This is a genomic window from Paenibacillus sp. BGI2013, assembly GCF_002843485.1.
GTDB lineage: Bacteria > Bacillota > Bacilli > Paenibacillales > Paenibacillaceae > Paenibacillus > Paenibacillus amylolyticus.
This window is the reverse complement of sequence record NZ_PJFA01000004.1, coordinates 153020-168105: the sequence shown is the minus strand read 5'-3', so window position 1 is coordinate 168105 and position 15086 is coordinate 153020. Positions and strand designations below refer to the sequence as shown.

The following is a 15086-nucleotide window of genomic DNA, read 5'->3' as shown; positions in this document are numbered from 1 at the left end:
TTTTAAGAAGGATGCAATGATATTACGATTTAATCTATATCAATAAAAAACGTTCCCGGCTCGCATATGTTGACTGCGAACCGGGAACGCGTTTGGTTGTGCAAATAAAGGCAGTAACTTTTCCCGCTCTGTATGATTCAGATACTTTAATTATTTGGAAACAGAAGAAGTATCATAGGAAGACTGCATAATCTCCAGATATCGATTCATGTTCAATCCCTCCAGGCCTTTCACATATTCATCCCAATCCTTATCCAGACTTTTGGCGCCAGTAATAAATTGCAGGGCGTTCTGATCGATGTAATCCTTGAGATTGGTCTGCATCATGCTGGCTTCATCAGCTTGGGACGGATCTACCCACAATGCCCAATGAGGGAAAATCTCTTTTGGTTCCTTGCCCTCCATTAACAATGTCGCCTCATAGAGACGTCGCTCACCACCATCATTGGCATAGATGTCTGTCCCCTGTACTTCGGAGTCCCGATATGCCTGATAATGATTGTACTGACTCAATGCAGCCCAACTGTCATTACGAGGTTCTTCTCCAGAAGGAAGCGGAATGGCTTTATATAACGGCTCAATCTGATCATTGAGCGCCACTTCTCCTTCTTGTGGTTTGCGCCAGCTTACGCCCTCTTCTCCCAGATATGATGCCATGGTTCCTTCCTGGGTATAGAGATAATCCAGCAGCTTTATGGCCGCGATCTGTGTTTCCTCACTGGCTTTGTTTGTCAGTACAAAAGACGCTCCGGGATCAATCGGATAGTTGTACGTAGCATAAGCAGCATGGGGTCCCTTCAATGGAGGGATGGGATTGTAATCATTCCCGTAAGGAGAACCTTCGGCAGTGGTTACGAATAATGATGGATGCATCGCTGCTCCCGCACCGAGAAGCTGTGCATCAGCGTTATCTCCAATTTTTTTGAAGGCCCCGACGTTTTGGGTAAATGCCCCTGGATCAATCAACCCTTCATCGTACAGGGATTTAATATAGGCAAGCCCTTCTTTCCACTCCGGTTTGTTCACTACGGTCTCCACTTTCCCCTGATTGACAATGAGATAATTCCGATCGTCGTCATAGATAAAACCGTTCATCAAGTACGGAATAATGTGCACACCGAAATTTTCAGTCGAACCGCTTAGCGGTACTTCGTCGGCTTTACCGTTCCCGTTCGGGTCTTTCGTTTTAAATGCCCGAAGCATTTCCTTAAATTCTTCTGTCGTCGTGGGTTCGGTCAGGCCTAGTTGTTCCATCCATTTGGTGTTGACCCACATCTTGTTGGGGTATGAACAGTGAAAACATTCATTCAGACCCGTCAGACCATAGATATTTCCGTCAGGAGCAGTGTTCATGGCCCGATAATAGTCATTGCTCTCAAGTACTTTTTTAATATTGGGAGCATGCTCCTCAATCAGATCATTCAGCGGCAAAATAACCCCCTGCTGACCAAACTTCAACAAGTCTGTCTGGGAGAAACGATCTACCCAAGGGATGAGCAGATACAAGTCCGGATAATCACCGGAAGCCAGTGAAATCTGTCTTTTCTCCGCTGCACCGTCGAATGGAACCGTAGTCCAGTTGAACTGAATATCAAACTTCTCTTCCATTTTCTTCGTGAATTTGTTAGTGGACAGGTTGGTATCCGAACCCTGGTGAGCAAACACATTAATGGCCGTCTTGCCTGACGGATCGCTGCCTTCCCCGTTCCCCTTATCAGAGCTTGAACATCCGGCAAGTACCAACGAGGTAAACAGCATACAGGCAAGAATGATGAATCCCGCTTTTTTCAATATAATCCTCTCCTTCATGAATAATAGAAAAAATGAACTTATCCTTTAACTGAGCCAATCAGCATACCTTGCACGAAATACCGTTGAACAAAAGGATAGATGATTAGCACCGGCAAGCTGGCCATCACAATTAACGAGTACTTCATGAGTTCAGCCATCTGCTGCTGTTTGATCATTTCCGATGCATCCATGCTCCCCGTACTGCTGTTCAGAATAAGAATGCTACGTAATATCAGCTGTAGCGGATAGAGCGACTGTGATTTCAGATAGATGAGGGCGTCAAAGTATGCATTCCACTGACCGACAGCGTACATAAGTGACAACACGGCGATAATCGGTTTGGCGAGTGGCAGGATAATACTGAAGATAAACCGGATGTCACTGCAGCCATCGATGTCTGCTGCTTCGGACAATTCTTCCGGTATCGAATTCTGAAAAAAGGTACGGGCAATGATGACTTGCCATACCCAGACGGCATTGGGAATCAGCAACGCCCAACGGGTATCAATCAGTCCCATGGTTTTGACCACCAGATAGGTAGGGATCAAACCGCCTGAGAACAACATGGTGAAGGTAATAAACATCATTAACGAGCTGCGACCAACAAACGTTTTTTTGGATAATGGATAAGCAATCATAATGGTCAGTGCCACGCTGATGAAGGTGCCGCAGGCTGTATAAAAAAGGGAATTGGCATAACCGGTAAGGACTTGATCATTCCGCAATACAGACTTGTAACCGTCAAACGTCAGGTCAATGGGCCACAACCAGACTTTTCCCGAGGAGACGGCAGCAGGGCTGCTGAGCGAAGAACTCACAATATATATCAAGGGATACAGCACGGCAATCAGCACCACTGTCAACATGAAGTAAACAACCGTTATAAATACGCGGTCTCCCCAGGATTCACGAATCGTACTGCTGCTCTTGATCCGCGAACGACCTGCATTTGTCTGTGTGTTAGGCATGGGTTGATTCTCCTCCTTTCGCTCCCGTTACCATAAGCTTGTATTGGACAGTCGCTTGGCGACCGCGTTTACAATTAATAGCAGAATCAGGTTAATCACCGAGTTGAACAGGCCAACCGCAGTAGCGAAGCTGTAATTGGCATTCAGCAATCCTATTTTATAGACATACGTGGAGATGATCTCCGAAGCAGACAGGTTGAGCGGATTTTGCAGCAAATATATTTTTTCGAACCCAACAGCCATGATATTCCCTACACTCAGGATCAGAATGATGACGGCTGCCGGAAGTAGTCCAGGCAGATCAACATTGATGATTTTCTGTATTCGGTTGGCTCCATCCACTTTGGCGGCTTCATACAGGGATGGATCAACACCTGCCAGAGCAGCCAGATATATCACAGCGGAGTACCCCATTCCCTGCCACACATCGGAGAATACGTAGATGGATCGAAACAGTCCAGGCTCACCGAGAAAATTCACTGCTTCGAAACCAAGGGCGCCTGCAATCGTGTTGACAATACCCAGCCTAGGAGACAGAAAGAGCATAATGATGGAGACCATAACAACGGTAGAGATGAAATATGGAGCATACGTCACCATTTGTACTGTTTTTTTGAATCGTATGTTTTTGATTTCGTTCAGCGCGAGCGCCAGTAATATAGGAATCGGGAAGCCAACGATCAGGCTGTAAAACGAAATGTAGAGCGTGTTCTTGATCAGCATGACAAACGCCGGATTTTTGAAAAGTAATTCGAAATACTTGGTTCCGGCCCACGGACTGCCCCAGATCCCCTTGATGACGTTGTAATCTTTAAATGCCAGGACCGCATTCACCATAGGTACATACTTGAAAATAATAAAGTAAGCAATCGGTGGCAGGATCAGTAGATATAGCTGCCAATGTCGCCTCCAGCTTCTGGATAATGCTTGCTTCAAGGCAAACGGTTTACTTGGTTTCTCCACGGACTTTGATTCACTGGTCATTGTGGTTCTCAGAATCATCCCCCCATTCTTGGCTCCAAATCGTGGTGAACTTCAGCTCAACTTGGTAGCGCTTACTTTTTGAGTAATCATAAGATTGCGCTGGGCATGCGTAAAGGTACAGTTACGCTGAGAAAGTACAAATAGCGAATATAGTTCCCGAGAAACAGCCTACATTAACCGCTATGAACGTCCATTTTCCGAAATACACTCGGAGAAATACCGCGTACCCGCTTGAAAGCTCGGCGGAATGAATGTGCACTATTATACCCGGTGGCCTCCGCTATCTCGTCAATGGTCTGACCGGTGGAGTGCAACAAGTTCGAGGCAGCATCGATGCGTACCCGTTCTACATAATCGGAAAGATTCTCTCCCGTATGTTCTTTGAATAGTTGGGATATAAACTTCTCGGACTTGCTCATGTGCTCGGCAATCCGATAGATCGTCAAGTTTGCATCCCCATAATGTTGTTGGATAAAACAAATCATTTCGCTTACAGTATCCGCATGTGCTCCTGCTCTTCTTCTCTGGAAATCACCGCAGATGTCTTCCGTTAACCGTTTGAACTTTGCCCGCAGCGAAGTAATCGTTTCTGTCATCTGAATGGATGTCACCCGGGTTTTATATTCCTCCAGCAGGGAGGCATCCAACTTGAATTTGGGTTCGTCCAGCTTCAGAAAAGTCCCCTTCAGCTCCATGATGAACTGCTGTGTCATCTCGTAGGACAGTTCCCGCTCCTCTAAATTACGAAGAAACAATTGCTCCAGAATACGTACCGCCTCTTCAGGCTCCCCGACTTTGATTGTGTTCAGCAGGCGCTGTTCAGACTCAATCGGATAATAGAACATTTCATTTTCCTTCATCGTATCTTCAAATCTCACCAGATGATCTGTTCCCATATGAATGGCATAATCCAGAGCTTGTTTGGCTTCGTCAAAGGAACGCCCTGCATCATTCCAGACCTCGTATGCTGCACCTGTGCCAATTGTTGTGGATATCCGATGCTCCCGGTAGATCACTTCCATCAAGGTGTTCAGCTCTTTTTCACATCTCCCTATAGCTTCATTCAGTGAGTTCTCATCCAATGGACAGGCAAAAGCGATCTGGTCTGTTCCCCAATCCGTGATCAGCAGCTGCGCATTCCACTCTGTAAGTACCTGTTTGATGAGCAGCCTTGCGACACCCAGTTCATGGATCGTTTCTTCACTGTCCGGATTGGCATATCCGTTTACCTTCACTAAGCCTGCCAAGCCCTTGCTGCTATGAAGAGAAATGTGCGCCTGGGATGAGATAACCTCCAACTCAAGTGAGGTATAGACTTCTCCCGTTAACAAACGTTTGATAAAACCGTCTCTCAATAACGGAATCTGCTCATTCATGGCGTTTTTAAGTGAGTCATTATTAGCAATGAGATTGTTAATATGGCTTGCCAAAAAATCATATTCATTGCCCCGTCTGCCTGGGGAATCGGTGACTTGTTCCCGAAAAGAGGCCAACAATCTGTAAACGGGTGCACTATTCCGATAGGCGAGAACCAGCCCGAATAACAGTCCCAAGGCAATGGTTGCCAAAGTAAAGACCAGCGTGACTTGTTTGATTTGGTCCGCTTTTGTCATGAGTGCTTTCTCCGGAATCCCCGCCATGTAATTCCATCCATTTTGACTGGACTGCATCGATATCAGCAGCCGACCATCACTTCCAGGCTGTACATTCTGCACGTTCAGCTCCGTTTCCGCAGCGTTATCTTCTCTCTGGCGACTCTGTGCCATTTGCTCGGCTTCGGCTTGTTCAATGCCATGGGAGAAAATGATCTGTCCTTCCGCATCAGTGACGAGAGTCCAGCCGCCATATTGATCCACAATATTTTGAGTAAGGCTGGCCATCTGATCCTGATCAATCATGACACCAATCGTCGCTTGCGGTTTGTTGAAGCTGTTCAAAGGCAGAGATTGCAGAAAAGTAATGGCGGGAACGTCTGCAAGCACAGTGCCGAGTATTTCACGTTTATAGTTTCGAAGCGGTATGATTTCATTAAAGTGTGGTTGTTTGAGAATTTGGTCATGCCATTGTTCAAACGACATACCGTCCAGCTGATTGGCAGCATAATAATGCTCTGGACGATAATACACAGTTCTTGGTGTGATGATGGCATTGTAGTTCGGAATGTGAATGAAGAAATGGGACAAGTAATCATTGGTACTGCTGTACATGGAGAGGCTCCGCTGCATACGGTTCATACCGTAGACATTGTAGAGATCATGCGGCTTTGGCCCAGCAATTAAATTTTGCAAATCGGGATTGACGGCAAGCTGCCTGGTAAAGGCTTCAACTTGAAGAAGGTTACGCTCAATGATCTCTTTCCCGAGACTCAGCGACTTCAAGCTGTTTTCAATGGAACTGGAACGGGCCGCTTCAATAGAAGCTCGGTAAGAGGCATATCCCGCAATTTGAGGAATCATCAGAATGACAAGATACGAAATGAGGAATCGGCGGAACACGGGTGAAAATTTGGACCATAGGAGCTGCATATGTACCCTCCCTTTTTTTATCGAGCGCTTACATTTCTCTGTGTTAAGGTAGCTGTTCAATGATACACCGGGCATTTCTTCCTGGTGAAGGTACAACTTCTTCCTTATGGTACATTTACATACTGTAGCGTACAATGCTTGCATGAAAATAATTGTTGGTCTGCGGGTTAGCGCACAAATATAGTTGTATTTTACCTTCGCATGACATCCATCACAAAGTATCAAAAATAAACGCAAAAAACCTCCCCAAGACATGGAATGACTTGAGGAGGTTTTTGTTTAATGTTGTGCTTATTAATTGCTAACGGCAACAAATTTCCATTGTTGGTTTGTAGCACCTGTGTAGGTGTTCTGCTGCAGCAAGGCTCCATCCGAAGTGGAAGCGTTTGCCACTTCAATCGCTTTATTGCTGTTCACGTTGATGATACTCCAGTACCCGTTACCAAGATCGTTGACCTTAAAATGCTGAGCGGTTGTGTTCAGATTGCTCATGAGTTGAACCGCTTCCCCATTGGTGATGGTACCGTTGCGAATATCGATGACTTTGTCCGGTGAGTTCACACTTGTCAGTGTATAGTTGCCGCTGCCGATCGAGGTCAGAACCCACTTCTGAGGGTTACCGCCCAGATCACTCCACTGCTGGAGCTGAAGATTATTTTCATTTTGACCACCAGGAACATCAACAACTTTGTTGGAATGCCGGGCTACGATTTTATAAGTTGCACCGGATACAAGACCCGTTGTCGGTCCGCCGCCTTGTCCACTGCCCGGGTAAGTCTGAGCACGTTCATGGTACCAGTTGAACAGGAATCGTCCCATGGCACTCCGTGAAGCATCTCCATCCCATTTCAGTCCAGCCGTTGGGTCGGCAAAGGAGCTTCGTGGTCCTTCACTTAGAATGAATCCGTTCATATGAGCTGCAATGCTGACATTACCTGATGCGTTGAAAATCGTTTTGGTATTGGTGCCAAAACCTTCATTGCTACCATTAAACAAGTTCCAATAGGCCGAATCGCCAGGTTTGTTTTTGAACCAGGTTACCTCGGTAATATTAATCGGATATTTGTCAGCAGCTGCCTTCACGTTGGTATTCCACTGGTCTTGCAGGATAGAGAAGTTGTCATATGCGCCATAACCAGGGTACCAGTGAACCGCATATCCATAGTTATTGAGCGGATCAGTCAATGGATGGCTTGCCGTCAAGCTGTAAAATTGGTTGTATCCCAGACCTGCCGCCCAGATGACGTTGTCCGCACCTTTGCTACGAATTGTTGAAATCATGGAATTTTGGAAATTACGCAAGTCATTCCAGTGATCCACAAAGTCATTTTCCCCGTTGTATCCACCCCAATGTCCATTGGCATAGGATTTCACCGGTTCGTTGATCAGTTCGAAGTGAACGTTGTCTGCACTTTTGATCTCCGGGCGTGAAGCGAGATAACCCCAGATTTCGTTGAATTTTTGCAGGTTGGCAGGTGTTGTTGCCTGATCATCCTTCAGTGTGAAGTCCAGTCCCAGGACAACATAGACACCTTTTGTTTTGGCATATTGAATGTACGGAATAATTACATTTTGCGTAACGGTCTGCACACCGGCAAAGTTATATGTACCAGCAGCCACATCTCCCATGTCCTGACGATCGATGAACAGACGCACCTGATTCATATTCCAGCCATGATTGCTTCCGTACTTCGCGCTGGTGTCAGCAAAAGTATCGGTAATGTCTTTCAGATAAGCCAGTGTAGCTGCATGACGGTTATTGCCGTGCAGATTGAGATAATAATTGCTGTCCTGATATGTCCAGTAGGCACCTGAGGGTTGATGCCAACCGTTCAGTAGCACAGGCTGGTTGTTGCTGTTCACCAGGTTTTTGCCGTTTACGTGCAGCTTGCCCATCGGCATGCCCACCCATGCTTCGGCACGGCTGCCTCCCCATGGAGCAATTGTGATCAATAAAGCCAGAATGAGTACAAGTTTACAAGATGTCATGAACTTCTTCACTTTAATTCCTCCTAATCTGATATATTGCCTTGCAATAATGCGAGGTAAGTTCCGTCAGAGTATCTCTGATCAAACAGATCGCTCAGGGTCGGCGCCCGCTCCCGCAGCCCGTTCCACACCAGCAGGGGGATCCTGCGCAGGGAAGGATCCCCCTGCTGTGAGCAGACGTTCATGAGATCGTTACATGCCCCCTTTTCACAGATGGAATGTTGCATGAAGTTCCTCCTCCCTCTTCCAGTCTGATCCCACTCCAAACGTACAGAAGAACTTAACTTAACCGACGATTCCCGTACGCTCTACACTCTCTACGAAATATCGTTGCACAAACAAATAGATGATGATCAAAGGCAGAATGGCAAGAAGAATTCCTGTATCCTGGATCATACTCAGATAGAACGGATCGGCTTGGGAAGCTGCACCGTCAGTAACCTGCTGGGCCAGATTATACGGAAGGGACGATAACTGAGTCGACATGACTTTACTTGAAGTCAGATAAGTCGTCGTATAAAAGCTGTCGTTCCACTGCCATACGAAGGAAAACAGCATGACTGTTACCATGGACGGAATGGCATTGGGCAGCATGATTCTTGAAAATGTTCGTCCGATGCCCGCGCCGTCCACATAGGCCGCCTCCTCCACTTCCTTCGGAATACCTCTGAAGAATTGCCGGAAGATAAAGATGTACAAACCGGCTTTAAGTGAATTGGCCGTAATTGCCGTCAGAATAAACGGCCAATAGGTATTAAGCAAATTAACAGGTTTGCCGGCTATAAGCGTCATAAGCCCCATCAGGTCAAAGCTTTTCAGATTCAGGTATACCGGAATGAGAATGGTCGTTGGCGGTACAAGAATCGTTAGAATTACACCAGCAAACAGCCAGTTGCTTCCCCTGAATTTCAGTCTGGCGAATCCGTATCCTGCAAGTGCACAGGATGCTGTAGTCAGCAGTGTAGTCGTTGCAGACAGGGCAAACGTATTAAACAGCGTTGCCCAGTAATCCATTACGCGTATCGCCTCTTTGAAATTGTCGATGGAGAAGTTCTGTGGAATCCACACCACCACTGCCGAATACAGATCACCTTTAGCTTTGATGGATGTGGAAACCTTCTGAAATATGGGAAACAGGATAACGAAGGAAAGCCCGGTAATCAGAACGAATCGGATCATGGCCCACAGCCAGCCTTTCCAATGCTCCAGCGATAATAATCGTGATGTTGTCACGTGGGACACCCTCCTTTCTAATCTTGATAGAAGACTCGCTTCGAGAAAATGATGTTTACGATAACCAGAATGATGGCAATGGCCAGAAAGTAGACCCATGCCATGGCAGAACTTAATCCAAAGTCAAATTTGACGAAGCCGGTATCCCGGATCAGTTCCGTCATGGCGTTATTGGCAAACGAATCAATGATTGTATAGATCGCATTGACAAAAATAAGCGGGCTGACCATTGGGAACGTAATTTTCCAAAAGGCTTCATAACCCGTTGCCCCTTCCATCTTCGAAGCCTCATACAGTTGAGGGGAAATCGTCTGGATCCCTGCCAAAAAGATCAAAATCTGTACACCGGATTGACTGACGATCTGATAGATCCGATCTACGGCGCTACTCAGATACGTAACGATCCAATCGCTCACTCCGGCGTTAACCATCAGATTTTCGAGTTCAAATGTCCCGAGTGAGCTTCCACCTGTGCTACTCTGATTAACCGCTTCAATCAGGCTGGTGCTCTCCAGTGTCATAATCACTCCCGATGCCAGAATAACGGGCAGGAAAAAGATCGACCGCGCAACAGCTCGGCCCCTGAACTTCTGATTCAGGATGACGGCAAGGAACAGACTGAATATAACGATAAGCGGTACGTTGATGAGCACGTCTGTGATCGCCTCAATTAACGCACGGTTAAAGCTTGTATTGACGGTCAGCGCCTGAATATAATTGGCAACACCGTTGAACTGAATTGCTATGCCTTCCGCGTTAGCCTGAATTGTACTCATGCTGTATCGCAGAGAGGCTAACAGCGGAATGAAGAAAAACAACACAAAACCAATGAGCCAGGGAAGCACGTAGATTACGCCCCACATGGCTTTCTGCTGAGCATACGTACGACTTCCCCATTTCCATTTCAGGAGCGTCTTCAGAGCTGCTCACCACCAGTCACATAGCTTTGGGCTTCCACTGTATCGTTGTCAACTTCTACAGGGAAGTCGTTATAATTGACGATTACGAACCCGCCACCTTCATATGTTGTCCGGAAGACGCCCTCCTCCAGGGATTCATGGGACATCATGGAACGTCCAGCAAACGGTTGGTTCACCTGGTTCACCTCGTTGTAGATCTCGGCAGCCAGATCGATCCATTGTTCATAATTCGCCGCGTAGAGATCATCATAATCCGTTTCTTTCACAACATGGTTTGGCGCATTGAACCATGCAAAGTAAGGACTGGCTCCATATTCAATCAGCTTCAGCACATATTGCCTTGCATTGGTATATGTGGAGAGATTGTATGGCGTCCCCGTATAACCGATGCTGCCGTGTACAACGAGCTGATAGAACGGAATCTCTTCATCCTCCAGCTTGAAACGACTGCTGGTCATCGGCGCATCTGTCAGACCAGTTACATACGGCAGGGCATAAGCGTTCCCGCCTTCAGCAACAAGCGAGCCAGCCTGCTGCCCGATCTGTTCAAGTACCTTCTTCACGGAGCCAAGCGCTTGTGTTCGGTCCACCAGCTTTTTCGGATTCATATCGCTGTTTAACTGAGCTGCCAGATCATTCAGGCTTAGTGAGAGTCCATCCTTTTGAAGGGACCTCAGCTCATCTAACATGTCTGCCGTCACGTCCTCCAGCTTGTTGGGCGAAAGCACATAGGTTGGTGAACGATCCCGGTCCCGCCGCTGGATGGCCTGGTTCATCGGATACAAGACCGCCGGTTCCTGAGTTAATGTGCGTGAAGCTTCCTTGGACGGTTTAAACCCTTTTTTGGATTGCACATTCAGCAGAGCGATATCGGGATAGAAGCCGATGCCCGCTTCTTGTGTGTATGCGCTGAAATCCCGCAATCCCTTTTTCCCGCCTACCGCGCCATCTACTTGGATGGAATCCGGCAGTCGATGATGAAGTCCGCCGTTAAGCCATCCCGCATAGCGCACCTGAATATTGGATACCTTCTTCTCCGTCAAGGCGGAGAGAATGTTTTTGGCTTCATCAAACGTGGTCAAAGCCTCCGTTGAATCATACGGTATGCCCAGCATATGCTGCCTTGTTGTCATGCCGCCGAACAGTTGCAGATAAAAGGGAACGTTACTCTGCTCTTTGCTGGCGTTTAACTCGGGAAGTCCGCCGTTTTGCATCAGATAATCCCGATAGAGAGATGCAAGCCCCGAGTACGAGGCCTTATCTGCCCCGACAAAAGCATATCGAACGACGAAATCAGACGCGGTCGGTTTCTTCTGGAATTTCGGAAGTGTACGAACCATATCACTTGCCTGAAGGGTCACATCGCTCTTGTTCACCACATAGAAGCTGGGATATACGTTGTTGTAGCTGTTCAGCTTGCCGCTGATATCGGCATTCACAACTGCAACGGCATCCCCTTCTTCAATAATGCCCAGAAAAGCTCCCTCTTTCCGAATCAGTCCAAATACCGGCAACCTAGCTCTGGCTTCATTCGAACTTGCTTCCCGTAGTTTCATGGTCATATCCGGTCCATATATATCTTGTTGATAGGCAGGATACTGCAGCTTGCCATTGTTAAAATGGATCAGCGCTCCCGAACCGTCCGGAACCAGTATGGAGCCCTCTTCTTCTGAACCCCCAGCCCCGAAGTAATCCATTACAGATATGCTGTTGATCGGATATTCCTCCGGAAAATGAATGCCTGAGGACGGAACACGTACAAGCAGATCCTCTTCATCCAGCTCATATTCCATCGTAAGCATAAACAGCCGTGGTCCACTTCGTTCCTCTTCAATGCCAAACTCGGCATGATCCTGAGCCAGATCCTCCGATGTGTAACCGGCTGTGTCAAAAGCCTTCAAGGCCCGGGACAATTGCAATCCTTGCATCGCCTTATCAATCCGGACGTAAGCGCCTTCATCCTTGTCTTCCGCATAGCCGACCTTCAAGGCCCGTTGCCCGGCCTTGTCTAGCTGTGCAAGCAGCCTTTGTTCAAATCGCTCCTTGCTGATCTTCATCGGCAAGTCTTCTATGGATCGCTCAGTGCTTCCAAACTGGTAGTGGACCCGCACGCCGCTTGGCAGCACCTCGTAGCTTATCTGCTTGTGTGCAACACTATCCGTGAAGGAATTCACGGTGCTGCTCTGTCCGAGGCTGTTGAAGAAGCTGAGCTTCGTTTGTGATGACAATAGGTCTTTGTTTATCCCGGCTGCAACCCCATCCTGCTCACGATCTGCAGGATTGCTGCGCCAGATCTGGCCGCTCTGCGTGTGAATCACTGCAATCTCGGCAGTCTCTTCGTTAATGAACAATTGCAGCGCAGCATTCTGCGCAATGCCTACCATGCCGGGAAGGCGGACATCGCTGAACGATGATTTCAGTTTCTCTCCGGGAGGCAGGGAGGGAAAGTCCGTCGAATCTGCGGCAGTCACTGTCTCGTGAGCGAGCGGTGTTGGCGAGAATTGACAACCGCCCAGAAGCAGACTGCCCGCGAGCAGCATTCCTGTTATTTTTTTGGCTACGGTATAATTCATAACAAATTCCTCCTCCCTTAGCCCCGAAGCACTAATTCCTGATAGATGGTTACGACAAACGATACAATCTGCTGTACAAGACTGAAGAATAACAGGCACAGAAATGCCATAAACGCCATCGCTACAAGTGTCAGCAGCATCGTGAGCACCGTTTTGGCTGGTGTGTACTGATGAACCGTCATATTCCCCACAAATAACAGATATACCGTCCACGCAACGGCGAGTGCATTGGAGAAATAATAAAAGGCAGTTTCCTGCGCAGAGATCACAAGACTCAACCAGATCCATGGAAAATGAATGAGTAACAATGGTACCAGTGCAAAACACGTTGACATGAAAATCTCGGAGAACTTGCCTTCCCCGTCCATCAATGTGGTTAACGACCAGTTCGCCACACACCAAAACAGTACCGGTACAATGACATATAACATTTCGAGCAGACTGTTCAGGTACTTTGGATTACTGAGATTAATGAGAAAACCGCTGTACTGGGCATGCAAAATTTTGGTGATGACCAGAAGCACCAGGATCATGAAAGCAATCAGCAGTGAGTTTCTCTGGTTCCGTTCATACTTCAATTCCCAGTATCCGTCAAACGGATGAAAAATCAGATGCAGCGGGTACTGGTATAGTTGCTTACTTGATGCCTGCATTCGTAGTCCTCCTTTTCTGCCTGCGAACGATGATGACGGTGACAATCGCAGCGACAGCCAGGAATATACCGGACATCATCCATGAAAAATGCTCACGCATCAGCTCTTTGCGGTACAAAAGAAAAGCTTTGGAATACCCTTTGGGCTCCATGCTGCGCTTGAAATATTTCGCAGACTCGGCGTATTCCTTCTGACGAAGCAATGCTTTGCCAATTCCCGCATACGCATATTCCAAGTTAGCGTTCATCTCGGCAGCTTGGGCAAACAGCACCGAAGATTGATCTTCATCACCGTTATAGTAGCTGCGCACCGCTTCGTGGAGAGTACGTCCGTATTCAGTTGTTTGAAAGACAGTGATTTCACCCAGCGCTTTATCCAGAACTAACATCCGGTCTCCCGCACGTTCCAGGGCAACAGGTGTATTAAATTGGCCCAGCCGGTTCCCGATGCCCCCATAAATATGGAGCAGATATCCGTCTCCATTGTAGGTAAAGATTCGGCCCTTGCTGGAATCCAGTACGGAATACATGTCACTGTCACCCACATCCACATCAATCAGGCGGGATGGCCCTGCTTCCTGGGTATACAGCAAATCACCCTGCGGAGTCTGATAGCCTTCTCTGCGCAAAATGTCTGTACCCTGGGCATTCAGCTTCTTGACCGGATCTTTGCCGCGATCCCCGCTAGTGGCGTAGATGAAGCCCTCTTCATCCATATCCAGATTGGTAAATTCCGTTGGAGTGAACATCACCATCTGGCTCCGCTGCTCCCGTGTTGCAAACCGTTTCCAAAGATATTCCACCGGGTCCACCTGAACTCTGTTCGCTCCAATGAAGGAAGAGAACGTACCATCGGCGCTGAACTCCATGAATCCATCAAATACGCCTTCAGCCATGACGTAGATACGCTCCCCCTTGTCCATAACAATCCGCATCGGTTTAAACTGGAAGTCTTCTTTAAGCAGATCCGATTTTGGTTCAGACACGATCTTGACCAGCTTCCCCTGTTCATCCAGATGCACCACCCGGTGATTATCCGAATCAGCAACCAGCAGATGGCCTTTTTCCGTGACGTACAATCCCTGTGGATTTTTAAAATGATCTTCCTTGCCTTCCTGCTCAAATGAATCAATCGTCCGTACCAGCTTGAAGTTGCGATCCATCTCAATGATGCGGCCATTGCCCGAATCGAGCACAAAAACGTGCTGATTGGCGGTAACATGCATGTCACTTGGCTCTTTCATAGGAGTTGTGTTCAGCTTCTTGCCGGTGATAATGGTTGTTGCCTCATATGCCGCGGGTGAAGGAACTGCGTCACCCCAGAAGGAATAATGATACGCATCCGTTTTACCGTCTGCACTCACATAGGGCGCCTCTTGAACGAACAACAGGAGGCAGATCATGCCCATGATGATCGATTTACGTTTTTTCCATGTGCTTCTCCGCACCTC

11 protein-coding genes are annotated in these 15086 nt (G+C 47.5%); all 11 read right to left on the bottom strand.

Going from position 1 to position 15086, the window contains the following annotated elements:
• Positions 1-150: 150 nt before the first annotated feature.
• Positions 151-1809 (bottom strand): ABC transporter substrate-binding protein, encoded by a 1659-nt coding sequence (locus CXK86_RS11795; protein WP_101313765.1) that lies wholly within the window; start codon positions 1807-1809, stop codon positions 151-153.
• Positions 1810-1829: 20 nt separating this feature from the next.
• The gene (locus CXK86_RS11790; RefSeq protein ID WP_036615892.1) at positions 1830-2759 is read right to left on the bottom strand and encodes a carbohydrate ABC transporter permease; all 930 of its coding nucleotides are present in this window, start codon (positions 2757-2759) and stop codon (positions 1830-1832) included.
• Between the two features lie 27 nt (positions 2760-2786).
• Positions 2787-3641 (bottom strand): ABC transporter permease, encoded by an 855-nt coding sequence (locus CXK86_RS11785; protein ID WP_036671100.1) that lies wholly within the window; start codon positions 3639-3641, stop codon positions 2787-2789.
• A gap of 275 nt (positions 3642-3916) precedes the next feature.
• Positions 3917-6268, bottom strand: a complete 2352-nt coding sequence (locus tag CXK86_RS11780) for a helix-turn-helix domain-containing protein (RefSeq protein ID WP_036670956.1) — start codon at positions 6266-6268, stop codon at positions 3917-3919.
• A 294-nt stretch (positions 6269-6562) separates the two neighbouring features.
• On the bottom strand, positions 6563-8269 hold the full coding sequence (locus tag CXK86_RS11775) for an RICIN domain-containing protein (protein ID WP_036670954.1): 1707 nt from the start codon (positions 8267-8269) through the stop codon (positions 6563-6565).
• Between the two features lie 11 nt (positions 8270-8280).
• Positions 8281-8484 carry a hypothetical protein gene (locus CXK86_RS11770; RefSeq protein ID WP_036670952.1) on the bottom strand — a complete coding sequence of 68 codons (204 nt, stop codon included), beginning with the start codon at positions 8482-8484 and terminating at the stop codon, positions 8281-8283.
• A 58-nt stretch (positions 8485-8542) separates the two neighbouring features.
• Positions 8543-9490, bottom strand: coding sequence for a carbohydrate ABC transporter permease (locus CXK86_RS11765; protein WP_036615897.1), 948 nt, complete (start codon positions 9488-9490; stop codon positions 8543-8545).
• Positions 9491-9507: 17 nt separating this feature from the next.
• Entirely contained in the window at positions 9508-10353 is an 846-nt protein-coding gene (locus CXK86_RS11760; protein WP_082219083.1) for a carbohydrate ABC transporter permease, read from the bottom strand.
• 53 nt (positions 10354-10406) lie between these two features.
• Positions 10407-12983 carry a DUF5696 domain-containing protein gene (locus tag CXK86_RS11755; RefSeq protein ID WP_101313764.1) on the bottom strand — a complete coding sequence of 859 codons (2577 nt, stop codon included), beginning with the start codon at positions 12981-12983 and terminating at the stop codon, positions 10407-10409.
• 17 nt (positions 12984-13000) lie between these two features.
• Positions 13001-13636, bottom strand: coding sequence for a YIP1 family protein (locus CXK86_RS11750; RefSeq protein WP_101313763.1), 636 nt, complete (start codon positions 13634-13636; stop codon positions 13001-13003).
• A complete protein-coding gene (locus CXK86_RS11745; RefSeq protein WP_076253037.1) occupies positions 13620-15083 on the bottom strand; it encodes an NHL repeat-containing protein in 1464 nt (487 codons plus the stop codon). Before CXK86_RS11745 ends, CXK86_RS11750 begins: the two co-directional genes overlap by 17 nt.
• Between the last annotated feature and the right edge of the window lie 3 nt (positions 15084-15086).

Coding starts and splice junctions, on each gene's coding strand:
- CXK86_RS11795 (WP_101313765.1), bottom strand. CDS start 1,809: ATGAAGGAGAGGATTATATTGAAAAAAGCGGGATTCATCATTCTTGCC.
- CXK86_RS11790 (WP_036615892.1), bottom strand. CDS start 2,759: ATGCCTAACACACAGACAAATGCAGGTCGTTCGCGGATCAAGAGCAGC.
- CXK86_RS11780 (WP_036670956.1), bottom strand. CDS start 6,268: ATGCAGCTCCTATGGTCCAAATTTTCACCCGTGTTCCGCCGATTCCTC.
- CXK86_RS11770 (WP_036670952.1), bottom strand. CDS start 8,484: ATGCAACATTCCATCTGTGAAAAGGGGGCATGTAACGATCTCATGAAC.
- CXK86_RS11760 (WP_082219083.1), bottom strand. CDS start 10,353: ATGTGGGGCGTAATCTACGTGCTTCCCTGGCTCATTGGTTTTGTGTTG.
- CXK86_RS11755 (WP_101313764.1), bottom strand. CDS start 12,983: ATGAATTATACCGTAGCCAAAAAAATAACAGGAATGCTGCTCGCGGGC.
- CXK86_RS11750 (WP_101313763.1), bottom strand. CDS start 13,636: ATGCAGGCATCAAGTAAGCAACTATACCAGTACCCGCTGCATCTGATT.